The 24,826-nt window shown below is 53.1% G+C and carries 26 protein-coding genes and 3 tRNA genes; 12 read left to right on the top strand and 17 right to left on the bottom strand.

Going from position 1 to position 24,826, the window contains the following annotated elements; all coding sequences use genetic code 11:
* Nucleotides 1-193 precede the first annotated feature (193 nt).
* The 7 genes from QQZ17_RS16785 to uvrY all read right to left on the bottom strand — a co-directional run bounded on the left by QQZ17_RS16785 (nt 194) and on the right by uvrY (nt 5,205).
* A complete protein-coding gene (locus QQZ17_RS16785; RefSeq protein ID WP_284554145.1) occupies nt 194-1,108 on the bottom strand; it encodes an alpha/beta hydrolase in 915 nt (304 codons plus the stop codon).
* 558 nt (nt 1,109-1,666) lie between these two features.
* A tRNA-Leu gene (locus tag QQZ17_RS16790) sits at nt 1,667-1,753 on the bottom strand.
* A 12-nt stretch (nt 1,754-1,765) separates the two neighbouring features.
* Nucleotides 1,766-1,839 (bottom strand) — tRNA-Cys (locus tag QQZ17_RS16795).
* Nucleotides 1,840-1,888: 49 nt separating this feature from the next.
* Nucleotides 1,889-1,964 (bottom strand) — tRNA-Gly (locus tag QQZ17_RS16800).
* Nucleotides 1,965-2,114: 150 nt separating this feature from the next.
* Nucleotides 2,115-2,663: a CDP-diacylglycerol--glycerol-3-phosphate 3-phosphatidyltransferase gene (pgsA, locus tag QQZ17_RS16805; protein ID WP_042318323.1), complete on the bottom strand. Its 549-nt coding sequence runs from the start codon at nt 2,661-2,663 to the stop codon at nt 2,115-2,117.
* Nucleotides 2,664-2,719: 56 nt separating this feature from the next.
* Nucleotides 2,720-4,552: an excinuclease ABC subunit UvrC gene (gene uvrC / locus QQZ17_RS16810; protein WP_152403995.1), complete on the bottom strand. Its 1,833-nt coding sequence runs from the start codon at nt 4,550-4,552 to the stop codon at nt 2,720-2,722.
* The gene (gene uvrY / locus QQZ17_RS16815) at nt 4,549-5,205 is read right to left on the bottom strand and encodes a UvrY/SirA/GacA family response regulator transcription factor (RefSeq protein WP_152403993.1); all 657 of its coding nucleotides are present in this window, start codon (nt 5,203-5,205) and stop codon (nt 4,549-4,551) included. Before uvrY ends, uvrC begins: the two co-directional genes overlap by 4 nt.
* Before the next feature lie 393 nt (nt 5,206-5,598).
* Here uvrY and QQZ17_RS26485 point away from each other — a divergent pair, with 393 nt between their 5' ends.
* Nucleotides 5,599-5,646, top strand: a complete 48-nt coding sequence (locus tag QQZ17_RS26485; protein WP_418656714.1) for a hypothetical protein — start codon at nt 5,599-5,601, stop codon at nt 5,644-5,646.
* Nucleotides 5,647-5,665: 19 nt separating this feature from the next.
* Nucleotides 5,666-5,890, top strand: a complete 225-nt coding sequence (locus QQZ17_RS16825; protein ID WP_042318315.1) for a DUF2594 family protein — start codon at nt 5,666-5,668, stop codon at nt 5,888-5,890.
* A gap of 66 nt (nt 5,891-5,956) precedes the next feature.
* Here the strand turns inward: QQZ17_RS16825 and sdiA are convergent, their stop codons facing one another.
* The 8 genes from sdiA to QQZ17_RS16865 form a co-directional block, all read right to left on the bottom strand.
* A complete protein-coding gene (sdiA, locus tag QQZ17_RS16830; protein ID WP_152403989.1) occupies nt 5,957-6,679 on the bottom strand; it encodes a transcriptional regulator SdiA in 723 nt (240 codons plus the stop codon).
* A gap of 234 nt (nt 6,680-6,913) precedes the next feature.
* On the bottom strand, nt 6,914-7,666 hold the full coding sequence (gene tcyN, locus QQZ17_RS16835) for an L-cystine ABC transporter ATP-binding protein TcyN (protein ID WP_152403987.1): 753 nt from the start codon (nt 7,664-7,666) through the stop codon (nt 6,914-6,916).
* Nucleotides 7,663-8,331 (bottom strand): cystine ABC transporter permease, encoded by a 669-nt coding sequence (tcyL, locus tag QQZ17_RS16840; RefSeq protein ID WP_152403985.1) that lies wholly within the window; start codon nt 8,329-8,331, stop codon nt 7,663-7,665. Before tcyL ends, tcyN begins: the two co-directional genes overlap by 4 nt.
* A 15-nt stretch (nt 8,332-8,346) precedes the next feature.
* A complete protein-coding gene (gene dcyD / locus QQZ17_RS16845; protein WP_152403983.1) occupies nt 8,347-9,333 on the bottom strand; it encodes a D-cysteine desulfhydrase in 987 nt (328 codons plus the stop codon).
* A gap of 108 nt (nt 9,334-9,441) precedes the next feature.
* Nucleotides 9,442-10,242, bottom strand: a complete 801-nt coding sequence (gene tcyJ, locus QQZ17_RS16850; protein WP_152403981.1) for a cystine ABC transporter substrate-binding protein — start codon at nt 10,240-10,242, stop codon at nt 9,442-9,444.
* An 87-nt stretch (nt 10,243-10,329) separates the two neighbouring features.
* On the bottom strand, nt 10,330-10,881 hold the full coding sequence (gene fliZ / locus QQZ17_RS16855) for a flagella biosynthesis regulatory protein FliZ (RefSeq protein WP_152403980.1): 552 nt from the start codon (nt 10,879-10,881) through the stop codon (nt 10,330-10,332).
* A 59-nt stretch (nt 10,882-10,940) separates the two neighbouring features.
* A complete protein-coding gene (locus tag QQZ17_RS16860) occupies nt 10,941-11,660 on the bottom strand; it encodes an RNA polymerase sigma factor FliA (protein ID WP_042318303.1) in 720 nt (239 codons plus the stop codon).
* A 162-nt stretch (nt 11,661-11,822) separates the two neighbouring features.
* The gene (locus tag QQZ17_RS16865; protein WP_152403978.1) at nt 11,823-13,337 is read right to left on the bottom strand and encodes a flagellin N-terminal helical domain-containing protein; all 1,515 of its coding nucleotides are present in this window, start codon (nt 13,335-13,337) and stop codon (nt 11,823-11,825) included.
* A gap of 254 nt (nt 13,338-13,591) precedes the next feature.
* Between QQZ17_RS16865 and fliD the strand changes: the two genes are divergently transcribed.
* The 4 genes from fliD to amyA all read left to right on the top strand — a co-directional run bounded on the left by fliD (nt 13,592) and on the right by amyA (nt 17,354).
* Complete coding sequence (gene fliD, locus QQZ17_RS16870; RefSeq protein ID WP_152403976.1) at nt 13,592-15,001, top strand: flagellar filament capping protein FliD; 1,410 nt, start codon at nt 13,592-13,594, stop codon at nt 14,999-15,001.
* Nucleotides 15,002-15,016: 15 nt separating this feature from the next.
* Nucleotides 15,017-15,424 carry a flagellar export chaperone FliS gene (fliS, locus tag QQZ17_RS16875; RefSeq protein ID WP_042318298.1) on the top strand — a complete coding sequence of 136 codons (408 nt, stop codon included), beginning with the start codon at nt 15,017-15,019 and terminating at the stop codon, nt 15,422-15,424.
* Entirely contained in the window at nt 15,424-15,795 is a 372-nt protein-coding gene (gene fliT, locus QQZ17_RS16880; RefSeq protein WP_042318296.1) for a flagella biosynthesis regulatory protein FliT, read from the top strand. The genes fliS and fliT overlap by 1 nt, the downstream gene beginning before the upstream one ends.
* 68 nt (nt 15,796-15,863) lie before the next feature.
* A complete protein-coding gene (amyA, locus tag QQZ17_RS16885; protein WP_152403974.1) occupies nt 15,864-17,354 on the top strand; it encodes an alpha-amylase in 1,491 nt (496 codons plus the stop codon).
* Between the two features lie 36 nt (nt 17,355-17,390).
* Here the strand turns inward: amyA and yedD are convergent, their stop codons facing one another.
* Nucleotides 17,391-17,804, bottom strand: a complete 414-nt coding sequence (yedD, locus tag QQZ17_RS16890; RefSeq protein ID WP_152406301.1) for a lipoprotein YedD — start codon at nt 17,802-17,804, stop codon at nt 17,391-17,393.
* A 164-nt stretch (nt 17,805-17,968) separates the two neighbouring features.
* Here yedD and yedE point away from each other — a divergent pair, with 164 nt between their 5' ends.
* Together yedE and yedF are read left to right on the top strand one after the other, a co-directional pair.
* A complete protein-coding gene (gene yedE / locus QQZ17_RS16895; protein WP_342395159.1) occupies nt 17,969-19,195 on the top strand; it encodes a selenium metabolism membrane protein YedE/FdhT in 1,227 nt (408 codons plus the stop codon).
* Entirely contained in the window at nt 19,192-19,425 is a 234-nt protein-coding gene (yedF, locus tag QQZ17_RS16900; protein ID WP_152403970.1) for a sulfurtransferase-like selenium metabolism protein YedF, read from the top strand. The genes yedE and yedF overlap by 4 nt, the downstream gene beginning before the upstream one ends.
* 91 nt (nt 19,426-19,516) lie before the next feature.
* On the opposite strand, the gene fliE is transcribed toward yedF, so the two are convergent.
* The gene (gene fliE / locus QQZ17_RS16905; RefSeq protein WP_152403969.1) at nt 19,517-19,831 is read right to left on the bottom strand and encodes a flagellar hook-basal body complex protein FliE; all 315 of its coding nucleotides are present in this window, start codon (nt 19,829-19,831) and stop codon (nt 19,517-19,519) included.
* Between the two features lie 216 nt (nt 19,832-20,047).
* Between fliE and fliF the strand changes: the two genes are divergently transcribed.
* The 4 genes from fliF to fliI are packed head-to-tail and all read left to right on the top strand — an operon-like array spanning nt 20,048 to nt 24,809.
* Nucleotides 20,048-21,751, top strand: a complete 1,704-nt coding sequence (gene fliF, locus QQZ17_RS16910) for a flagellar basal-body MS-ring/collar protein FliF (RefSeq protein WP_152403967.1) — start codon at nt 20,048-20,050, stop codon at nt 21,749-21,751.
* Entirely contained in the window at nt 21,744-22,742 is a 999-nt protein-coding gene (gene fliG / locus QQZ17_RS16915; RefSeq protein ID WP_152403965.1) for a flagellar motor switch protein FliG, read from the top strand. Before fliF ends, fliG begins: the two co-directional genes overlap by 8 nt.
* Nucleotides 22,735-23,439: a flagellar assembly protein FliH gene (gene fliH / locus QQZ17_RS16920; protein ID WP_152403963.1), complete on the top strand. Its 705-nt coding sequence runs from the start codon at nt 22,735-22,737 to the stop codon at nt 23,437-23,439. The genes fliG and fliH overlap by 8 nt, the downstream gene beginning before the upstream one ends.
* Nucleotides 23,439-24,809, top strand: a complete 1,371-nt coding sequence (gene fliI / locus QQZ17_RS16925) for a flagellar protein export ATPase FliI (RefSeq protein WP_152403961.1) — start codon at nt 23,439-23,441, stop codon at nt 24,807-24,809. The genes fliH and fliI overlap by 1 nt, the downstream gene beginning before the upstream one ends.
* Nucleotides 24,810-24,826: the final 17 nt, after the last annotated feature.

The following is a 24,826-nucleotide window of genomic DNA, read 5'->3' on the forward strand; positions in this document are numbered from 1 at the left end:
AGAGAAGTAGAAACCTCTCTCGCTCAATATAGTCGGAAAAATAGAGAATGTATATCTCTTTTTATTTGTAAAAGTACCATGTTGTTTTTATATTTTACTTGTTAAATAAGGCGGGGATAATTCTTATATCTTTACTGAGCTTAAATTAATACTTGCTAAGTACAATATTGATTCTGTTTACATTAAGCCGCACCTACAGCACTTCGAGCGGCTGCGAATGAATAAATGATGCAATTCGACTTATCGCGCGGTTTGCTTCCGGTATTTTTCCTGCGGATGACTGGAATACGTGCCACAAGCCATTCCATACTTCAATGTGGACGTTAACACCTGCTTCTGTTGCCTGTTGCGCCAGGCGGATCGAGTCATCAAGAAGTAATTCGTCACTTCCTGTCTGTATCAGGATAGGGGGTAGTCCTGTCAGATCGCCATAAAGGGGGGAGACCAGTGGATTCGATGTTTCAGCTGCAGAGCAGTAGTATGCGACGGTTTGCCGTAAATCCTCAATAACGATCATCGGGTCCTTATCTGCACAAGAAGAAATAGTGGCACCCGATAAGGTGTAATCAAGCATAGGAGAGAGTAAGAAACTGGAGTGCGGCAACGGATAATGTTCGTTTTTCAGTAACAGGAGCAGAGATAAAACCAGCCCACCGCCGCTTGAGTCGCCGCCAAGAATGATGTCATCAGGCCGATAAGCCTGCTTTAATAGCCACAGCCAGGCATATTTTGCATCCATCAGACCGGCAGGAAATGGATTTTCAGGGGCTAACGAATAATTGAGCGTGAGTGCATTCACTTTTGAACAATGGACAATATGTCCAACCAGTTTCCTGTGCGTAATACTGGATCCGAGAGCGTTGCCCCCACCATGAAGATACAGGATGACTTTACGCTTTTCTGCCTGCGAATGTCTCACCCACTCCGCTGAAATGCCCTCTTCCGCAATCGTTTCAATGCTGACATTTTCGGGTAACGGAGCATTCATTGCCCCTTCTTCCCATATTCTTCTTTGTTCATGAAGAGGCGTGTTAAGCACAAAATCTACATTACTTGCGTAGTCCCTGAAAAGTGCTTCCCTTTTGCGCTTCGCTTCGTTGCTTAACATTTTTTCGCCTCACTGCGAATTGACAGACAGGAGAGCAGTATACCGAAAAATCTTTCTGTTCCAGCACGACACATCCCTTGTGATAACATCCTATCAGACTTTCTTTTGAGATCCGATTAAGGAACTGACGGGCTCCTGACGGACTCGGCAATCGAGGTAAACCAGATCGTCCTGAATGACGACATGGATGAAACGATTATGTTTATATGGTTTTGTCTGATGGGCATTGTGGAAAAAAGTGACCTGAAGGCGAGTTATATCATGCATAAACTCGGAAAGAGTCGTGAGGAATTTTTAGAATTCGCCTTCAATAAGCTGTTCACTTTCCTGGAACGATAAAACATCACTAACGCACTCCGGGTATCGTACTGGAGTGCCCTGCTCCCCTTGACCTACCTGCTCTCTGATTGAACAGCCACCATCAAGCTGACGGTATCTATCCCGCGACAGGGTCATTGTCAGGAAAAATGTCAGGAACAAGAATCGCAGGCACAAAAAAACCACCCGTAGGTGGTTTCACGACACTGCTTATTGCTTTGATTATTCTGCTTTTTCCCATGGTACCCGGAGCGGGACTTGAACCCGCACAGCGCGAACGCCGAGGGATTTTAAATCCCTTGTGTCTACCGATTCCACCATCCGGGCTCGGGAAGAAAGTGGAGGCGCGTTCCGGAGTCGAACCGGACTAGACGGATTTGCAATCCGCTACATAACCGCTTTGCTAACGCGCCTTAAATCTTTGTCCTGCGACTGACACCCGCAATGGCCGATGTCGTAAACTGGAGCGGGAAACGAGACTCGAACTCGCGACCCCGACCTTGGCAAGGTCGTGCTCTACCAACTGAGCTATTCCCGCATCATCAAGCAAATCGTTAATCACTTGATTTTATTATCGTCTGGCAATCTGTGCTGCCGTTCGATGCGTTGCATTCTACTTACCTGACGCAATGAGTCAACGATATTTTTCGCCACGTAAGCTCGTTTGCTGAAATTTACGGCGAAACGATCACTGATCAAGCAAATCCCCGCGCGCGGCGTTCAGATACTGGAACATTGACCACAGTGTCAGGACTGCTGCAACGAAGAACAGCGCAATACCCGCGTACTCCACCCAAATATTCGGACGCCACAGCAGCCAGGCCAGCGCCGCCATTTGCGAGGTGGTTTTGACTTTGCCGATCCAGGAGACCGCCACGCTGCTGCGCTTACCCAGTTCCGCCATCCATTCACGCAGTGCAGAGATGATAATTTCACGTGCGATCATTGTGGCTGCTGGCAGTGTCACCCACCAACTGTGATAGTGCTCGGTCACCAGCACCATCGCAATCGCCACCAGCACTTTATCCGCGACCGGGTCGAGAAACGCACCAAAACGCGTACTCTGATTCCAGCGACGCGCCAGAAAACCATCAAACCAGTCGGTCACGGCAGCGATACAGAAAATCAGCGCAGCAACGAACGGCGCCCAGGTGAATGGCAGATAAAACACCACGACAAAGAATGGGATAAGGATGACGCGAAACAGCGTAAGCAACGTTGGAATATTAAATTGCATAGTGACGGGTAACTATCTGTTGTCAGAGAATTTACCCCTATGTTGCTACAGCGGCCTCAATGTTTCAACGACCAGAAGATCTTTTCTGCCAGACCTTGAGAAATACCCGGCACTTTTGCAATTTCCTCAACGCTGGCGTTACGTAGTCCTTGCAAACCACCCATATATTTCAACAACATTTGGCGACGCTTTGGCCCGACGCCTTCGATGGTCTCCAGCGTACTGGTGTTTTTCACCTTTGCCCTTTTTTTACGGTGGCCGCCGATGGCATGATCGTGTGACTCATCGCGGATATGCTGGATCACATGCAGCGCCGGTGAATCCGGCGGCAGGCTGAATCCCTCGCCTTCCGGTTCAAAGAACAAGGTTTCCAGGCCGGCTTTACGGTCAGCGCCTTTCGCAACCCCTAACAGCAGGGGGCGATTTTTATCCCAGGGGACATCCAGTTCAGCGAAAACGGCCTTCGCCTGCCCCAGTTGCCCTTTTCCGCCGTCGATCAGGATAACATCCGGGATCTTACTTTCTTCGATAGCTTTACCATAACGGCGACGCAGTACCTGATTCATTGCCGCATAATCATCGCCCGGCGTGATGCCGGTGATATTGTAGCGACGATATTCTGCACGCAACGGCCCGTTCGCATCAAAGACCACGCAGGATGCCACCGTCTGCTCGCCCATCGTATGGCTGATGTCGAAACATTCCATTCGTTTTACTGCCGGCAACTTCAACACGGTCGCCAGTGCCGTCAGACGCTGGGTAATGGTCGACTGCTGCGAGAGTTTTGTGGTCAGTGCCGTGGCGGCATTGGTGCGCGCCAGTTTCAGATAACGCGCGCGATCGCCTCGGGGTTTGGTCTGCACATTAATGCGACGCCCGGCCAGTTCAGAGAGAGAATCCGCCAGTAGCGTTTTGTCGTCCAGATTGAAATCCAGCAGGATCTCGCCAGGCAATGTGCGCATCTGGCTGCCCTGGAGGTAAAATTGCCCGACGAAGGTCTCAACCACTTCGCCCAGTTCAGTCCCTCCCGGCACTTTCGGGAAATAACTGCGGCTTCCCAGCACTTTCCCCTGGCGGATAAAGAGTACGTGTACACAGGCCATTCCGGCATCGAACGCGACGCCGATCACATCCAGATCGTCGCCCGCATTAGAGACGAACTGTTTCTCCGTTACCCGCCGCACGGCCTGGATCTGATCGCGTATACGCGCGGCCTCTTCGAACGCCAGGTTTTGACTGGCCTTCTCCATCCGCGCGATCAGTTGGGTTAAAACCTGGTCATCTTTGCCGGACAAAAACAGCCGGACGTAGTCAACCTGCTGCGCATACTCTTCTTCACTCACCAGACCTTCGACGCAGGGGCCGAGGCAGCGGCCGATCTGATATTGCAGACACGGACGTGAGCGATTGCGATAAACGCTGTTTTCACACTGGCGGATCGGGAAAATTTTCTGCAATAGCGCCAGCGTTTCACGGACGGCATAGCCGTTGGGGAACGGGCCAAAGTATTCACCCCGGGTATGTTTCGCCCCACGGTGCATTGCCAGTCGGGGATGGGTATCCGCGCTGAGAAAGATAAAGGGATAGGATTTGTCATCGCGCAGCAGCACGTTGTAACGCGGCTGATACAGCTTGATGTAGTTGTGCTCAAGCAGCAACGCTTCCGTTTCGGTGTGCGTCACCGTCACATCAATTTGCTGAATAAGCGCAACCAGCGCTTCGGTTTTACGCGAAGCCAGGTTGCTGCGGAAATAGCTGGAAAGCCGTTTTTTCAGGTCTTTCGCTTTACCCACATAGATAACCGTACCACCGGCATCATACATGCGATAAACGCCGGGTTGACTGGTTACGGTTTTTAGAAACGCTTTCGCGTCAAACTGATCGCTCACTGGCTTGTTAACGTCTCCGCATTACACAGGCCATGGCGAATTGCCAGGTGAGTCAGCTCAACATCACCATGAATGTTTAGTTTACTGAACATACGATAGCGATAACTGTTCACCGTTTTAGGACTGAGATTCAACTGCTCCGAAATCTCATTAACCTTCTGACCTTTGGTGATCATCAGCATAATCTGCAATTCACGCTCAGACAAACTGGCAAACGGCGTTTCCGTTTTTTCGGGTTCAATCTGGCTTAATGCCATTTGCTGTGCGATGTCAGAACCAATGTATCGCTGCCCGGAATAAACCGAGCGGATGGCATTCACTACTTCCTGAGGTGCCGCCCCTTTACTCAGGTAACCTGCGGCCCCGGCCTGCATCACTTTTGCCGGCAACGGGTTTTCCGTGTGGACGGTCAACATGATCACTTTAATATCGGCAGTCGAACGCGCAATTTTGCGCGTGGCTTCAAGGCCACCAATACCGGGCATGTTCATGTCCATCAACACAACATCGACGGTGTTGGCGCGACACCATTTCACGGCATCCTCACCGCAACCGGCTTCACCGACAACTTTTATGCCCTTTATATCTTCAAGAATGCGTCGTATCCCTGCGCGCACCAGTTCGTGGTCATCAACAAGAAGAACGTTGATCAAAGGAATATCTCCAGAATAGGGATAACGCTACTGATAGTGGATCCCCACTATATTAGCGGGTTTTATCTCAACTTTGAAACGTAAAAAACGTCCGGTTCCCGATTTTGCTCTCGTTTTTGGAAATTAGCCTATACATTTTGTGGAAACTTTCACTAAGAACAGCCAGTTACTCACGTTATTTCGGGAGCAAGGTTTCACAATAGTGACAAAAGCTCGCTATCCCCTGCCTAAATGCTAAATAGCCGGGCAAGTTTGTAACAATAATTAACGAGTAAAATACTCGGAATAAACAATAGATGAAGAAAATATTGTCTTCTCATGTTGTTGTTTAATTTAACTCCTCCGGTGTGATTTCCGATCAAAAAACAACCACTGCTATTTTTTCCTCAGCTTATGGTATACTCCGCGGCCTTAACATTTACCATCGCACATTTTTACTGAGACATTACGAGGAAAATAAATGAGTACGCCTGATTTTTCCACTGCCGAGAATAATCAAGAACTGGCTAACGAAGTCACCTGCCTGAAGGCGCTGTTAACGCTGATGCTGCAAGCAATGGGCCAGGCCGACGCAGGCCGCGTGATTCTTAAAATGGAAAAACAGATCGCGCTGGTCGAAGACGACGCGCAGGCAGCAGTATTTTCCAGCACTGTTAAGCAAATTAAACAAGCTTACCGTCAGTAAAGAAAAACCGGCTGAGAGCAACGCTTTCAGCCGGTTTGTCGTCTGCCACGCAGAACGCTCATTATTTCAGATAAGACCGGTCGCCGCGGCATAGCACGCAATCTGCGTCTTATTAGGGGCGTTGAACTTCTTCTGCATATTCTTCTGGTGAAAGTTAACCGTGTTTTCTGATATCGACAGAATCATCGCGATTTCAGCAGAGGTCTTCCCTTCCGCCGTCCATTTCAGAATCTCTTTCTCCCGTTTACTAAAGCGCATTTCCGGCGCCATCACCATCTCATCCTCGAGGCGGGAAAGCACCGTCAGGCTTTCGCGAACCAGCAACTGCAGCTTCAATTCCACCTCATCTCCCGCAAACGGCGTATTACGCAGACTCGACCGCGAGACCGAGAGAAAGCCCAGCGCACGGTTTGGTAACATCAGACACTGCGTGATCCCTTTACGCAATCCGTGCGTACGAGCGGCATCCCACATCGTCTGCGCGTCACTGAATAATGCGTCACTCCAGGGAAGATGTCCCTGAATGAAGTTTTCCGGCTTCAGGACCGGATCAATCGCGAAATAATTTTCCGCCTGGTATTGTGAAACCCACGCATCGGGATAGGTGGTATGAAGGGAAATTTTAGGGCGGGTAAACGGAACCGGATGTCTGACACACAGCGCGTAATAATCAAATTCCAGCAATTGCGTCTGCTGCTGTAATTCGCTATAGACCTCCTCTGCGCTTGTCATTTCGTGAAAGCGTAACAGCATCGTCCGTCGCCAGGTAAAGAAATCTAAATCCTGCATACTCAGTATTCGCGCCCTTGAGAGTGATAATCATTTTTAATGTGAGAATTAACCTATCACATAAAATAAAGTAGATGAATAAAATATCGGTCATAACGCCAATTACTTGAGTGTTGTTTCAATACGCGTATTTCGCCCAGGGAAATGAACTCATAGTCATGCGTATGATATTAATATTTATGCATGCCCACTCGCCCGAAATGGGATAATCCCGGGCGAGTGGAAGCAAACCGATTATTGCAGCAGAAACTTCTCAAGAAACTGACGCGTTCTCGGCTGCTGTGGATTGGCAAATAGCGCTTTGGCAGGGCCCTGTTCCACTATTCGCCCCTGATCCATAAATATCGCCCTGTCCGCGACATCACGGGCAAAGCTCATTTCATGGGTCACAATCACCATAGTGCGTTTTTCCTGCGCCAGTTGGCGGATAGTGCTCAGCACCTCGCCCACCAGCTCAGGATCGAGCGCAGAGGTCGGTTCATCGAACAGAATCACTTCCGGGCGCATCGCCAGCGCCCGGGCAATCGCCACACGCTGTTGCTGCCCACCGGACAAGCGCCGCGGATAGCTGGTCTCCTTTCCGGCCAGCCCCACTTTCGCCAGCAGTTCCCGCGCCCGCGCCACCGCCTCCTCTTTACCTTCACCCTTCACGATAACCGGACCTTCAATGATGTTCTCCAGTACCGTCCGGTGGGGGAAGAGATTAAAGCTCTGGAACACGAAGCCGACATGCTGACGCAACTGACGAATAAGCGTTCTTTGCTGACTCAGCGAACGCGCTGTATCAATGGTGATATCACCCACGGTGATCGTACCCGCTTCCGGTTGTTCCAGCAGATTTATACTGCGCAACAGCGTTGTTTTTCCTGAGCCGCTGGGACCGATGATCGCGACGACCTCCCCCGCCTGTACTTGCAGATCGATACCGTGCAGCACCGTCTGACCATGGAATTTCTTGACCAGGTTTTTTACGTCGATCGCACTCATTTCGGCTCTCTCTCCTGGCGGTTCAGTTGATTTTCAAAGTAGTTCTGTAACGAAGACAGTACGGTTGCCATGATCCAGTAGATCAGCGATGCCGCCAGATACATGGTAAATACCTCCAGCGTGCGCGACGTAATCAACTGCGCCTGACGGAACAGTTCTGGCACCTGAATGGTTGCCGCAAGCGACGTGTCTTTTACCAGACTGATAAAACTGTTACTCAGCGGCGGCAGCGCCACCCGGGCAGCCTGCGGCAAAATGGCGCGGCGCATCGTCTGCCACGGCGTCATCCCGATACTGGCGGCCGCTTCCCACTGCCCTTTATCAATCGAGGAAATCGCCGCACGCAGGGTTTCGGCAGCATAGGCCGCCGTATTGAGCGACAGGCCAATCATTGCAGACGGAATCGGATCCAGCTCAATACCAAACTGCGGCAGACCGTAGTAGATCATAAACAGTTGAGCAATCAACGGGGTACCGCGAAAAACGGAGATATAAAAACGCGCCAGCCAGCGCATCGGCAGCAGCGGCGACAGGCGCATCAGTGCGAGGATAAAACCCAGCAGCAGGCCGAAGAACATCCCGCCAATGCTTAGCTGTAGCGTAAACACGGCCCCTTTGAGCAGATACGGCAGGGAATCAATAACCAGTTGGATACTTTCTTGCATGAGCTTATCCGAAAATTACACGTGTGGATGGTAGGCAAACAGCGCGGGCGCCCCACCGGTATGAATAAAGAGGACTGGGCCTTCGTCTTTAAAGCGTTTCTGGCTGATTCCGTCAATCAGTCCGGCCATCGCTTTTCCGGTGTAGACCGGGTCAAGAAGGATCCCTTCCAGACGCGCCAGCAACTTCACGGCTTCCATCCCCTCTTCATTTGGCGTGCCGTAACCGGGTGCATAGTAGTCATCCCACAGCAAAATCTCCGCCGCCGCCGTCAGTTCCAGCTCGCGGGCGATAGCCTGTTGCAACGCCACCACTTTCGGCTTTTGTTCGGCTACGCTGCGCGAGACCGTTACGCCAATCAGATCCACATCCGGCATCAGTTGTTCCAGACCAATTGCCAGCCCGGCGTGCGTTCCCGCGCTACCGGAGGCCACCACCACTGAGGAGAGTTGTACTGCGCCTTCACACTGCTGAGCTATCTCCAGCGCACTTTCAACATAACCTAATGCCCCCAGCGCGTTTGAACCACCAACCGGTATGATATAGGGACGAAAACCCTGCGCTTCGACTCGGGTGGCCAGCTCCAGCAACTGCGCGTCCGGCTGGTTTAGTGCATCACACATTTCGACCTGCACGTTGAACAAGTCCAGCAGCAGCCGGTTACCGTTGGTGAGATAGTTTTCCGCCGTGGTGCCAATGGGGTTTTCCAGCAGCGCCACGCAGTGCAGTCCCAGCTTCGCCGCGACCGCCGCCGTCTGGCGCACGTGGTTAGACTGAATCGCGCCTGCCGTGATCAGCGTATCTGCGCCTTCGCGCAACGCATCTGCTGCCAGGAACTCCAGCTTGCGCAGCTTATTACCGCCCATCGCCATCGGTGTCACATCATCGCGTTTGATGAAAATATCCCGTCCCAGATAGTCAGAAAAACGCGGCAGGTATTCAAGCGGTGTCGGCGCGCCGATAAATTCCAGACGCGGAAAGCGTGTCAGGTTGTGCAGTGGCATAAAGCCTCCAGGTATTCGTTGTTGTGATGTTCTTTTTATTATGCACGTTCAAACGCATGAAATAAAAAAGGCGCTGATTAAAGCGCCTTTTTTTTCTTACTGTTCGGACTATTTCGTTACATCCGCGCCAAACCACTTCTCAGAAAGCGCCTTCAGCGAACCGTCCTTCTGCATTTCGGCGATGGCTGCGTCCACCGCTTTCAGCAGATCGTCGTTGCCTTTACGCAGCGCAACGCCGGACTCCTGACGGGAGAATGCTTCACCGGTAACCGCAAGCGTATCTTTGGTCTTTTTAACCAGATCCAGCGCCGCCAGACGATCCACCAGAATCGCATCGATACGTCCTACGCGCAGATCCTGATATTTCGTCGGATCATCATCATAAGTCCGAATGTCAACGCCCTGGACGTTCTGACGCAGCCACTCTTCATAGTTGGTACCCAGACCCACGCCAACTTTTTTATCTTTCAGATCGGCGGCCGTTTTAATCGCGCCTTCATTGCCTTTTTTCACCAGCGCCTGGATACCGGAAACGGTATAAGGGGTAGAGAAATCATATTTCTTCTTACGCTCATCGGAGATGGTTACCTGATTGATAACCACATCGATGCGTTTAGAGTCCAGAGAGGCCAGCATCCCGTCCCATTTGGTCGGTTTCAGCGTCGCTTTTACGCCCAGATGCTTTGCCAGCTCTTCGGCAAATTCCACTTCAAAGCCGGTCAATTTACCGTCATCGCCCTGGAAACTGAACGGAGGATAGGTGCCTTCCAGCCCCACCAGCAGCGTCCCGCGATCTTTGACCTTCTTCAGCAGACCTTCATCTGCAAACGTTTTTGCGCTCATTCCCGCGACAAGAGCAACTGCCATCACGCCCATCAGCGCCTGGCGTCCCAGAAGTGCTAATTTCATATTTACCCCGAATGTTGTTATGAATGCCCGTAGTGTAGAGCGTTTATCGGTAACGACATAAATCACTCTGCTACATCTTATTCATTTTTAATATATATCAGAAGTCATCCGGAGGGAGGATTTCTGTTGCTGTTCGGGATGGGCATGTGCTTTATATTGCGCGTACTTACGTAGCGCGATGCGATAGTTGTTGGTACTGGTCTCCGGCAGCCACGGCGCCAGATTTTCATCAAGGTAACCGTCCTGGAGCAGATCGTGAGAAATCTTCTGTTCGCTAAGATGATTACCGAGGCGGCGCAGACGGACGACATACTCGCGCACGGTCCCGTGGCTCATTTCGGTTTGCTCAAACAAAAATTGTTTAAAACCAATGATGTCGAAGAAATCACTCTGCGTTTTGCAGTGTAAATCACCGCAGAAACGGCAGAGTGCCACCCACTCTTTCTGCTCCTGTTGCCAGGCGGCTTCATCCATGAGCGTGTCGAGGCGGGAAATGGCGATTTTGTTGACTATCTGCCCTTTGCGCACCAGCGTGATGCGATCCAGTAACTTATGGCAATGGGCGCAATGCGTCTGGCTGTGTTTAAAGTCTTTGAGGTAGCGGCTTAGAGGCCGTCTTTTTGATTGCTGCACCGTCATGAGAACTCCTGGTAGTTAATACGTTGTGCGGCATTTTTCAGCGCCGACAACGTCGTTCGCTATAACTTACCCAGCTTCGTGCGTAACCGTTTTATGGCCTGACTGTGCAACTGGCTGACCCGTGACTCCCCGACATCCAGAACCGCGCCAATCTCTTTGAGATTGAGTTCTTCCTGGTAATAGAGCGTGAGCACCAGTTGTTCGCGTTCCGGAAGTGCTTCTATGGCATCCATCACGCGCTGGCGCAAATTGCTCTCAAGGAGCTGTTGTAACGGGTTTTCCTGCTGGTGCTCTTCTGTCACCAGCTCGATACTATCGCCATGCTCTTCCCGCCACTCGTCATAGGAGAAGAGTTGGCTGTTGTTGGTATCAAGCAACATCTGACGATATTCTTCTACAGGAATCGCCAGCCGCTCCGCGACCTCGGTTTCCGTCGCATTGCGTCCTAATTCCTGTTCCAGTTGCCCCATCGCCTGTGCCACTTCGCGGGCATTACGCCGGACACTACGCGGTACCCAGTCACGGCTGCGTAGTTCATCCAGCATCGCCCCACGAATACGCTGCACTGCGTAAGTGGTAAATGCCGTTCCTTGCAGAGCGTCATATCGGTCAACTGCATTCAATAACCCGATACCGCCCGCCTGTAGCAGATCGTCCAGTTCTACGCTCGCGGGCAAACGCACCTGCAGGCGCAACGCTTCGTGACGCACCAGCGGTACATAACGCTGCCACAGCGAGTGTTTATCCATTACACCTTCAGCGGTATACAGTGAATTCACGATAAACAGCCCTGCGTTAAATGAGTTATCGGCATGATTATCCGTTTCTGCAGGGGTTTTAATCGGGTGAATAGTGGGTGAAATGAGGGGTTATTTAGGGGTTACCGGTAAAGCCAGAACGAAAAAACCCCGCCGGAGCGGGGTTTGTGCAGGAAGCGTAAATTAACGCAGCAGAGACAGGACGTTCTGAGTCGTCTGGTTAGCCTGTGCCAGTACAGAAGTACCTGCTTGTTGCAGGATCTGCGCACGAGACATGTTAGACACTTCGGTCGCGTAGTCAGCGTCTTCGATACGGCTACGAGCAGAAGACAGGTTGTTAACGGTGTTGCCCAGGTTGGTGATAGCAGAATCGAAACGGTTCTGTACCGCACCCAGGTCGGAACGCAGAGAGTCAACCTGAGCCAGCGCTTTATCGATAGAAGCCATCGGATCAGAGTTCAGCTTATCGCCTTTCACAACGGTACCATCATCTTTGATGGTGGCGCTGTAATAAGCATCTGCATCGTTTTCAGTACCTTTGATGACATAACCGCCGCCTTTAACGGAGAATACCTGCGGGTTATCACCCAGACCCGTAATGCCAGCCAGATCCAGTTTAACCGCCGGCGTAGTACTACCAATAACGTCACCAGTTGTAACAGCAGCTTCACTCGCTGCTGCCCCAGCTTCCGGAGCATCAGAGCTCTTATAGCTCACGATCCCGGTATTCAGGTCAACCGTACCTTTGAAAATATCAGAGCCTACTTTCACATACATCTGACCATCTTTATCAACAGAGAAAGAGGTCGTCGCAGCAGCAGCCGTGTTATTCAGGGAGATAGAATCAGCGTTAACAACGGTAGTACCATCAATATTGACGTTCTGACCAGCGGCTGCTTTAGTTGCAGTGATGGTGCCAGTTTCTTTCACTGCACCGTTAAAATCTACAACCCCGGTATCTTTGTCATAGCCAGAGACTTTATAGAAATCTGTGCCGTTGTTACTTGCGTAAACAATGTTGGCGTCTGCATCATCAACATACAGAGAGTACGGGTTGGTTGCTGCAGTATCTTTTGCAGTCAACGTATGGCTTACAGTCGGAACGCTTGAAGATGGTTTAGCATCAGTCAGCGCAGTAGTAGACAGCTTGCTCAGATCCAGACCTTTGTTGGTCACATCCAAGTTACCTAAACCCAGAGTGCTGGAAGTGATCTCTTGCAGATTGATCTCAATGGTTTCGCCATCATTTGCACCGACCTGAATTTTCATGGTCTGGTTAGAAGCCAGCACTTTCACGCCGTTGAACTGAGTCTGGCCGGATACGCGGTCAATTTCGCTCAGACGCTGGGTGATTTCAGCCTGGATGGATTCCAGATCTGATTTGGAGTTAGTGCCGTTAGTCGCCTGTACAGACAGCTCACGAACGCGCTGCAGGTTGTTGTTGATTTCAGACAGAGAACCTTCCGTCGTCTGTGCGATGGAGATACCGTCGTTGGCGTTACGAGAAGCCTGAGTCAGACCTTTGATGTTAGACGTAAAGCGGTTAGCAATCGCCTGACCCGCCGCATCGTCTTTCGCGCTGTTGATACGCAGACCAGAAGACAGACGCTCAATAGCAGAGCTCAGAGAAGACTGAGATTTGTTCAGGTTGTTTTGGGTCAACAGCGACAGGCTGTTTGTATTAATGACTTGTGCCATGATCTTTTCCTTATCAATTACAACTTGATGTTATTGGGCTGTTGCCCACGGTTTCTCACCGTAACCCTTGTATCGGCACCTTAATTTCGAACTTTAGAGAATTTTTAGTTTCCCCCCTTTTTTTCTTAGCCTTTGAATAACCCGTTTTCTTGCACACTATTCCGGCCATTATTTCCCCAAATTTATTATTAAACTTTGCCGCCAGATTGCCGATAAGGTGGCTAACCACTGTTTGCAATTAAAAGGGATTACGCATGGCTTCTTTTACTTCATTAGGCGTGGGTTCTAACCTGCCGCTGGATACGTTACTGACGAACCTGACCACTGCGGAGAAGGGGCGTCTGAAACCTATCACCCAACAGCAGAGCAGCTTTACGGCAAGACTGACGGCGTTTGGAACATTGAAAAGCGCGCTGGAAAAATTCCAGACCGCAAATACCGCATTGAATGATGCAACCCTTTTTAAAAGCACGACTGCCGTCAGCAACTCAACCGATCTCACCGTCAGCACCACAGCAGGCGCCGCGGCAGGTATTTATAAAATAAATGTGACGCAAATAGCGCAGGCGCAATCGCTTCGCACCACCACAACAGTGACGGACAGTAAAGCAGCACAAGGTGATGACAGCGCCGAACGCACACTCATCATTAAGCAGGACGGGAAAGAGAAGCCGCTAGAGATAAAACTCACCAAAGATCAGACATCTTTAGTCGAGATGCGAGATGCCATTAACAATGCCAACGGTGGTGTCACTGCCAGCATTGTAAAACTGAAAGACGATGATTATCAGCTTGTACTGACCTCATCAGAAACGGGTGTCGCTAATAAGATGAGTATCTCTGTTTCTGGAGATGAAAAACTCAATCAATTTATCAGCTTCAATAACCCGGATGTGGTTGGCAACAACGTTGAGCAAATTGTTGAAGCGAAAGATGCAGAACTAAACGTCAACGGTATTGATATTGTTCGTAGCAGTAACACGGTGACCGATGCCCCTCAGGGCATTACGTTGAACCTGACAAAAGAAGTTAAGGACGTCACCGTCACGGTAACGAAAAGCAATGACAAAGCGACAACCGCGATTAAAAGCTGGGTAGATTCGTATAACTCGCTGGTGGATACCATTGGTACCCTGACAAAATATACCTCCGTCGATCCGGGCGCAGAAGAACAAAGCACCAGCAACGGCGCCCTACTCGGCGACACGACCGTTCGCACCATTCAGACAGGTATCCGTGGACAATTTTCAGCCAGCGCCAACGACGGCAAATTCCAGACGCTATCGCAAATGGGCATCACCCAGGATGGCACCACCGGTAAGCTGAAAATTGATGATGAAAAGCTGAAAAAAGCGCTGAGCGATAACACTGTGGATGTGCAGCAGCTGTTAGTCGGTGATGGCAAAGAGACCGGGATTACCACCAAAGTCGCTTCGCTGGTGAAAGGCTACTTGGCTGATGACGGTATTATCGACAGCGCCCAGGACAGCATCAATACCACCCTGAAAAAACTGACGAAGCAGTATCTTTCCGTCAGTGCCAGTATCGACGACACCATTGCGCGTTATCAGGCTCAGTTCACCCAACTGGATACCATGATGAGCAAGTTGAATAACACTAGTAGTTATTTAAGCCAACAATTTACTGCGATGACCAGTTCCTGATAACCAGAGGTAAACATGTATACCGCGAGCGGTACCAAAGCTTATGCGCAAGTCAGCGTGGAAAGCGGCGTGATGAGTGCGAGTCCGCACCAGTTGATCGAAATGTTGTTTGATGGCGCAAACAGTGCCCTGGTGCGCGCTCGCCTGTTTTTAGCGCAAGGTGATATTGCAGCCAAAGGGGAAGCGCTCAGTAAGGCTATCAACATCATTGATAACGGGTTGAAAGCGGGACTGGATCAGGAGAATGGCGGCGAAATCGCTGACCATCTCTCTTCGCTGTATGACTATATGATCCGTCGTTTGTTACTCGCTAATTTACGCAATGACAGTCAAGCCATTGAAGAAGTGGAAGGGTTACTCGGCAACATTGCGGAAGCCTGGAAACAGATCTCACCGAAAGCATCTTCCCAGGAGTCTCGTTAATGACCTCAGCCGTGGAGTTTATCAACCGTTGGCAGCGCATTGCGCTGCTCAGTCAGTCGCTGCTCGAATTTGCGCAGCGGGGTGAATGGGACCTTTTACTGGAGCAGGAAGTCTCCTATCTGCAAAGTATTGAAGCGGTCGTTGAAACGCAAACTCCACCGGGCATGACACGCAGTATCCAGGATATCGTTGCCAGTCATATCAAACAGACGCTGGATAACGAAGAGCACCTGAAAGTTTTACTGCGCCAACGGCTCGATGAGCTCAGTGGTCTGATCGGTCAGTCAACGCGTCAGCAGTCGCTCAACAATGCATATGGTCGGCTTTCTGGCATGCTGCTGGTGCCCGACGCCCCCACTGCCCCGCAATAATTCCCGCTACGTTGGCAAAAATCTTCCATACTCCAGAGGTCGTCTACAAGACTTCTGGAGCACGGAAGATGAAAAACCCCACCTTACTGCAGTTCTTCCACTGGTATTACCCTGACGGAGGCAAACTCTGGCAGGAAGTCGCAGAGCGCGCAGATAGCCTCAATGATATCGGTATCAATATGGTCTGGCTGCCCCCCGCCTATAAAGGCGCGTCAGGCGGTTACTCCGTCGGTTATGACTCTTACGATCTGTTTGATCTCGGCGAGTTCGATCAGAAAGGAACCCTCGCGACCAAATATGGTGATAAGGCGCAGTTGCTGGCGGCTGTCGATGCACTGAAGAAAAACGACATCGCGGTACTGCTCGACGTGGTGGTGAATCACAAAATGGGGGCGGACGAGAAAGAGGCCATCCGCGTACAGCGGGTCAATGAAGAGGATCGCACGCAGATTGCGGATGAGATCATCGAATGCGAAGGCTGGACGCGTTACACCTTCCCGGCGCGGGGCGGTCAGTACTCTCAGTTCATCTGGGATTTCAAATGCTTCAGCGGTATCGACCACATCGAAAACCCTCACGAAGACGGCATCTTTAAAATAGTCAACGACTACACCGGCGAGGGCTGGAACGACCAGGTCGATGACGAACTGGGCAATTTCGATTACCTGATGGGTGAAAATATCGACTTTCGTAACCACGCCGTCACTGAGGAGATTAAATACTGGGCGCGCTGGGTGATGGAACAAACCCAATGTGACGGCTTTCGCCTCGATGCGGTCAAGCACATCCCGGCCTGGTTCTATAAAGAGTGGATTGAGCATGTGCAGGAGGTGGCGCCGAAGCCGCTGTTTATCGTCGCCGAATACTGGTCGCATGAAGTGGATAAGCTGCAAACCTATATCGAACAGGTGGAAGGCAAAACGATGCTTTTTGACGCCCCGCTCCAGCTCAATTTTCATGAGGCGTCGCGCCAGGGGCGTGATTACGACATGAGCCAGATTTTCAGCGGTACGCTGGTGGAAGCCGATCCGTTTCACGCCGTGACGCTGGTCGCCAATCACGACACCCAGCCGTTACAGGCGCTGGAGGCACCGGTTGAAGCGTGGTTTAAACCGCTGGCCTACGCGCTCATCCTGCTGCGGGAAAATGGTGTGCCATCGGTTTTCTATCCCGATCTCTATGGCGCACATTATGAAGATACCGGGGGCGATGGGGAAACCTATACGATCGACATGCCGGTCATTGAGCAACTCGACGAACTCATTCTTGCCCGCCAGCGTTTCGCCCACGGCATTCAAACGCTCTGGTTTGATCATCCCAACTGCATTGCGTTTAGCCGCAGCGGGACGGACGACGATCCCGGCTGTGTGGTGGTGTTATCCAATGGCGATGATGGCGAAAAGACACTCGCGCTGGGCGCAAACTACGGCAATAAAACGTGGCGAGATTTTCTCGGCAACCGCAGCGAAAGCGTGGTTACGGACGAGAACGGCGACGCCACGTTTTACTGCAACGCCGGCAGCGTCAGCGTATGGGTGATTGAAGAGGCGATCTCGTGAAGCACCCCGACAGGGAGGCTGTCGGGGGACAAAACATTACGGGAGTGGCGTCGGCAGCGGCGCTTTCTCCAGCGCAGCGGCACATTCCACCGTTGGGCGATCCACGCGTTGCAAGGTCATCCCGTCATATTCCAGGGTGTTCCCTTCCCGCTCGATCTCGTAAAGTTCACGTTTGACCGTCACGTTAGTTAAGTCACCGGACAGCATTGTCAGCTTACCCGGCAGCGCAATCACCCTCTGCCACTGGCGACAGTCGAGCGTATCCCCCTCTTTGGTCACCACCAGGCTGGCAATGGCTTCCGGGCTCACCAGTTTGCGTTGCGGTCCGTTAGTCTGCCAGTACCCTTCCAGTCCGGCGGGCGCTGGCGTTTTGACGACATCATTATAATTTTCTACCTCGGCGCATCCCGCTAACATCAGTAACGCCCCAATGATTGCACATTTTTTCATCATTCATCCTGCATGCGAAGAAAAGAGGATTGTGGCATTAAAGCCCTGCAGCCGCCAGCCTTTCGCGGTGCCCGCAGAACTTTGATCCATTTGGGATTACCGCTTAATAGTACCAGGCAAAACAACCACAGTGGTGTACTATCCGCATTCTTGTATCACACCTTCTGAGTTCAGAGGCAAAACCCATGTCATGGCAACAATTCAAACACGCCTGGTTAATTAAATTCTGGGCACCTGTCCCTGCGGTCATCGCAGCAGGTATTCTCTCTACTTACTATTTCGGCATCACCGGTACCTTCTGGGCCGTCACGGGTGAATTTACCCGCTGGGGCGGACAAATCCTGCAACTGTTTGGCGTCCATGCGGAAGAATGGGGCTACTACAAGCTGATCCATCTGGAAGGCACTCCGTTCACCCGCATCGACGGGATGATGATCCTCGGTATGTTCGGCGGTTGCTTCGCGGCAGCGTTGTGGGCCAACAACGTCAAACTCCGAATTCCACGCAGCCGCATTCGCATCATGCAGGCGGTGTTGGGCGGGATCATCGCCGGGTTCGGCGCGCGTCTGGCGATGGGTTGCAACCTGGCAGCGTTCTTTACCGGTATTCCTCAGTTCTCCCTGCACGCCTGGTTCTTTGCCGTGGCAACGGCCATCGGTTCCTGGTTCGGCGCGCGATTCACCCTGCTGCCGATGTTCCGCATCCCGGTTAAAATGCAGAAAGTCTCCGCCGCGTCGCCGCTGACGCAAAAGCCGGAGCAGGCGCGCCGTCGTTTCCGTCTCGGCATGCTGGTGTTTATCGGTATGGTAGGCTGGGCGCTACTGACCGCCATGAATCAACCGAAACTGGGTCTGGCGATGCTGTTCGGCGTTGGCTTTGGTCTGTTAATCGAACGTGCGCAGATTTGCTTCACCTCCGCCTTCCGCGATCTGTGGATAACCGGACGAACCCATATGGCAAAGGCGATCATCTTCGGGATGGGCGTCAGTGCGATCGGTATTTTCAGCTACGTACAGCTTGGCGTGGAAGCCAAAATCATGTGGGCGGGCCCGAATGCGGTGATCGGCGGACTGCTGTTTGGTTTTGGTATTGTGCTCGCTGGCGGGTGTGAAACCGGCTGGATGTATCGCGCGGTGGAAGGCCAGGTACACTACTGGTGGGTGGGTCTCGGTAACGTCATCGGCTCAACGATTCTGGCTTACTACTGGGATGACTTCGCCCCTGCGCTTGCCACCAACTGGGACAAAATCAACCTGCTCAATACCTTCGGTCCGCTCGGCGGCCTGCTGGTAACCTATCTGCTGCTGTTTGCCGCCTTGATGTTCATCATCGGCTGGGAAAAACGCTTCTTCCGTCGCGCCGGGCTGACCCCTGCTAAGGAATCCGCATGACAAAAATTGTTCCTGATTATCGCCTTGATATGGTCGGTGAACCCTGCCCTTACCCTGCCGTGGCAACGCTGGAAGCAATGCCACAACTGCAAAAAGGGGAAATACTGGAAGTGGTCAGCGACTGCCCGCAGTCCATCAACAACATTCCGCTGGATGCCCGTAACCACGGCTACACCGTGCTGGATATTCAACAGGACGGACCGACGATCCGCTATCTGATTCAGAAATAACAGGTTGCCGGAAGGCAACTAAACCTTATCCGGTCTACAAGAAGTGTGAATCGTAGGCCGGATAAGCGTAAGCGCCATCCGGCACGCAAACCTAAACCTGCATACTCATGACTTCCTGATAGGCCGACACCAGTTTGTTTCGCACCTGGATCCCCATCTGCATAGAGACTGAGGCTTTTTGCATATCGGTCATCACATCGTTAAGCGCAATTCCCGGCTCACCCAGCGTGAATTTTTCCGCCTGTGTGCGGGCGGCGGTTTGCGTATCGCTGATGCGGTCCAGCGCCGCGTGCAGTTGACCGGCAAAACTCACGGTCGGCTGCGGCAGTGTCTCCTGCGCCCGGGCGCCCATCGCCGTGGCCTGGAGCTGGCTGATGACCCCTTCAATCCCCTGTATCGCTGACATGATAATCCCCTGGATGGTTTTCTACGCAGCAGAGATTACCAGTTTGTCAATAAGATAAAGGCGCTAAATAACGCTATAAAACCCCGGTTTTTACCGCATAGAAAAAAACGAAACCGCAAATAATGAGACCGTCAATTTTTCGATTTTGCTGACCCGGGAGTGAGTCTTGTTCCACTTTGCAAATAAAGCCGTCCACGAACAGTCACGAGGTGCGAGATGAACGCGACTGCATCGGCTGCAACCCAACCTAAACCTCTCGAGTGGCTTAATCGCCTGCGTGCGAATCCCAAAATTCCTCTGATTGTTGCGGGCTCTGCTGCCGTCGCCATTATTGTGGCGATGGTGCTGTGGGCCAAAGCGCCTGACTACCGCACGTTGTTCAGCAATTTATCCGATCAGGATGGCGGGGCTATCGTCACCCAGCTGACCCAGATGAATATCCCGTACCGCTTCTCGGAAGGCAGCGGTGCGATTGAAGTTCCGGCAGAAAAAGTCCATGAACTGCGCCTGCGCCTGGCGCAACAAGGACTGCCAAAAGGCGGTGCGGTAGGCTTTGAACTGTTGGATCAGGAAAAGTTCGGCATCAGCCAGTTTAGCGAGCAGGTGAACTACCAGCGGGCGCTGGAAGGCGAACTGGCGCGTACTATCGAAACGCTTGGCCCGGTTAAACGCGCTCGCGTGCATCTGGCAATGCCTAAGCCGTCCCTGTTCGTACGTGAACAGAAATCCCCTTCAGCCTCGGTTACCGTCAATCTGGAGCCGGGACGCGCGCTGGATGAAGGGCAAATCAGCGCGGTCGTGCATCTGGTTTCCAGCGCGGTGGCGGGTCTGCCACCGGGTAACGTGACGCTGGTCGATCAGGCCGGTCATCTGCTCACCCAGTCAAACACCAGCAGTCGCGATCTGAACGATGCTCAGTTGAAATACGCCAGCGACGTGGAAGGCCGCGTCCAACGCCGTATCGAATCGATCCTGTCACCGATTGTCGGTAACGGGAATGTCCATGCGCAGGTGACCGCGCAGTTGGATTTCGCCAATAAAGAGCAGACGGAAGAGCAGTATCGCCCCAACGGCGATGCCTCTCAGGCCGTGCTGCGTTCGCGTCAACTGAACGAAAGCGAGCAAATTGGCTCAGGTCTGCCGGGTGGCGTGCCGGGTGCACTGTCCAACCAGCCTGCGCCGGCGAATACGGCACCGATCACCACGCCACCGGCGAATCAGCAAAATGCACAAAATGCGCAGAACGCGCAAAACGGGCAGAACGCACAGCAGCAGACGGCCACCAGCGCCAGTGCGGGTCCGCGTAATACTCAGCGCAACGAAACCAGCAACTATGAAGTTGATCGCACTATCCGCCATACAAAAATGAACGTCGGCGACGTACAGCGTTTGTCCGTCGCGGTGGTTGTGAACTACAAAACGTTGCCGGATGGCAAACCGCTGCCGCTTACCGCCGATCAAATGAAACAGATTGAAGATTTGACTCGCGAGGCAATGGGCTTCTCAGATAAGCGCGGCGACACCCTGAACGTGGTCAACTCACCGTTCAGCGCCACGGATGACGACGCGGGCGAACTGCCGTTCTGGAAACAGCAGCTGTTTATCGAACAATTGATCTCTGCCGGTCGCTGGCTGCTGGTGCTGTTGGTGGCGTGGATCCTGTGGCGTAAAGCGATTCGTCCGCAGCTGACACGTCGTGCTGAAGAGGCGAAGGCCCTGCAGGAACGCGAGCAGATCCGTCAGGAGACCGAAGAAGCCGTTGAAGTTCGCCTCAGTAAAGATGAGCAGACTCAGCAGCGCCGGGCAAATCAGCGTCTGGGCGCAGAAGTGATGAGCCAGCGCATTCGCGAAATGTCAGATAACGATCCGCGCGTCGTGGCGCTGGTCATTCGCCAGTGGATGAATAACGATCATGAGTAATGCTCTTTCCGGTACCGATAAAAGCGTCATCCTGCTGATGACCATTGGCGAAGATCGCGCGGCGGAGGTGTTCAAACACCTCTCCCAGCGCGAAGTACAAACGCTGAGTGCGGCAATGGCAAACGTCCGCCAGATCTCCAACAAACAACTGACCGACGTGCTGGCGGAGTTTGAGCAGGAAGCCGAGCAGTTTGCCGCCCTGAACATCAACGCCAACGAATATCTGCGTTCGGTGCTGGTGAAAGCGCTGGGCGAAGAGCGAGCGTCCAGCCTGCTGGAAGATATTCTCGAAACCCGCGATACCGCCAGCGGCATTGAAACGCTCAACTTTATGGAACCGCAAAGCGCCGCCGACCTTATCCGCGACGAACACCCGCAGATTATCGCCACCATTCTCGTGCACCTCAAACGCGGTCAGGCGGCGGATATTCTGGCACTGTTCGACGAACGTCTGCGTCACGATGTCATGCTGCGTATCGCCACCTTTGGCGGCGTACAGCCCGCCGCGCTGGCGGAACTGACCGAAGTGCTCAACGGCCTGCTCGACGGCCAGAACCTCAAACGCAGCAAAATGGGCGGCGTAAGAACGGCGGCAGAAATTATCAACCTGATGAAAACGCAGCAGGAAGAAGCGGTTATCAGTGCCGTGCGCGAATTCGACGGCGAACTGGCGCAAAAAATTATCGACGAGATGTTCCTGTTCGAAAACCTGGTGGATGTGGACGACCGCAGCATCCAGCGTTTGCTGCAGGAAGTGGATTCCGAGTCGCTGCTGATCGCCCTGAAAGGCGCGGAACAACCGCTGCGCGAGAAGTTCCTGCGCAACATGTCGCAACGTGCGGCAGACATCCTGCGCGACGACCTCGCCAACCGTGGCCCGGTGCGTTTGTCGCAGGTGGAAAACGAGCAGAAGGCCATTCTGTTGATTGTGCGTCGTCTGGCGGAGACCGGCGAGATGATGATTGGCAGCGGCGAGGATACCTATGTCTAACGAGCTGCCGTGGAAAATCTGGACCCCGGACGATCTCGCGCCGCCGCTGGCTGAATTTGTGCCCATGGAGCACAACGATGACCCCGTGCCAGCAGAGGATGAGCCAGAGATCAGTGCGGAACAGCAGCTCGAGCAGCAGTTAGCGCAGCTGAAAATTCAGGCCCACGAGCAAGGTTACAACGCGGGCCTTGTGGAAGGTCGGAAGTCCGGTCATGAACAAGGCTATCAGGAAGGGCTGGCGCAAGGACTGGAACAGGGCCAGGCGCAGGCCCGCTCCCAACAGGCACCGCTTCATGCGCGGATGCAGCAACTGGTCAGCGAATTTCAGCACACGCTGGACGCACTGGACAGCGTGATCGCCTCGCGTCTGATGCAGATGGCGCTGGAAGCCGCGCGTCAGGTGATTGGTCAGACGCCCGCGGTGGATAATTCCGCTTTAATCAAGCAGATCCAGCAGCTCTTACAGCAGGAGCCCTTGTTCAGCGGCAAACCGCAACTTCGCGTCCACCCGGATGATTTACAGCGCGTAGAAGACATGCTCGGCGCCACCCTCAGCCTGCACGGCTGGCGTTTGCGTGGCGATCCGACCCTGCACCACGGCGGCTGTAAAGTCTCTGCGGATGAAGGCGATCTTGACGCCAGCGTCGCGACCCGCTGGCAAGAACTGTGTCGTCTGGCCGCGCCGGGAGTGATCTGATGACTTCACGCCTGACCCGCTGGTTGACGACGCTGGACAACTTCGAAGCCAAAATGGTGCAGCTTCCGGCCGTTCGTCGCTATGGGCGACTGACCCGCGCCACCGGTCTGGTTCTGGAGGCCACAGGGTTACAGTTGCCGCTTGGCGCGACCTGCGTGATTGAACGCCAGGAGGGAACCGAAACCCGCGAAGTGGAAAGTGAAGTGGTGGGCTTTAACGGTCAGCGGCTGTTTCTGATGCCGCTCGAAGAGGTCGAAGGCATTCTGCCCGGCGCGCGCGTCTACGCCAAAAATATCGCCAGCGAAGGGCTGCAAAGCAGCAAACAACTGCCGCTGGGTCCGGCGCTGTTAGGTCGCGTGCTCGACGGCAGCGGCAAACCGCTCGACGGTCTGCCCTCCCCTGATACCACGGAAACCGGGGCGCTGATTACCCAGCCGTTTAACCCGTTGCAACGTACGCCGATTGAGCATGTGCTGGATACCGGCGTGCGCCCGATCAACGCCCTGTTAACCGTTGGTCGCGGCCAGCGTATGGGGTTGTTCGCCGGTTCCGGCGTCGGGAAAAGCGTACTGCTCGGCATGATGGCGCGCTATACCCGCGCTGACGTCATCGTCGTCGGGCTGATTGGCGAACGTGGTCGCGAAGTGAAAGATTTTATCGAGAACATTCTCGGTGCCGACGGTCGCGCGCGTTCGGTGGTGATAGCCGCCCCGGCGGACGTTTCGCCATTACTGCGCATGCAGGGTGCCGCTTATGCCACCCGTATTGCGGAAGATTTTCGCGATCGCGGTCAGCACGTACTGCTGATCATGGATTCCCTGACCCGTTATGCCATGGCCCAGCGTGAAATCGCCCTGGCGATCGGTGAACCGCCAGCCACCAAAGGCTATCCGCCTTCGGTGTTCGCCAAACTCCCGGCGCTGGTTGAACGCGCGGGGAATGGGATCCACGGCGGCGGCTCTATCACCGCATTTTATACGGTGCTGACCGAAGGTGACGATCAGCAGGATCCGATTGCCGACTCGGCGCGCGCTATCCTTGACGGTCACATTGTACTGTCGCGTCGTCTGGCGGAAGCCGGGCACTACCCCGCAATCGACATCGAAGCGTCGATCAGTCGCGCGATGACGGCGCTGATTACGGAACAACACTACGCCAAAGTGCGTCACTTCAAGCAGTTGTTGTCGAGCTTCCAGCGCAACCGCGATCTCGTCAGCGTCGGCGCTTATGCCAAAGGCAGCGATCCGATGCTCGATAAAGCCATCGCGTTGTGGCCACAGCTGGAGGCGTTTTTACAGCAAGGTATTTTCGAACGCGCTGACTGGGAGGATTCCCTGTCGGCGCTCGATCTGATTTTCCCGACGGTGTGATAAAGCAGGAGGGTAAG

The organism is Citrobacter sp. T1.2D-1 (assembly GCF_950098555.1).
In the GTDB taxonomy this organism is placed as follows: Bacteria; Pseudomonadota; Gammaproteobacteria; order Enterobacterales; family Enterobacteriaceae; genus Citrobacter_A; species Citrobacter_A telavivensis.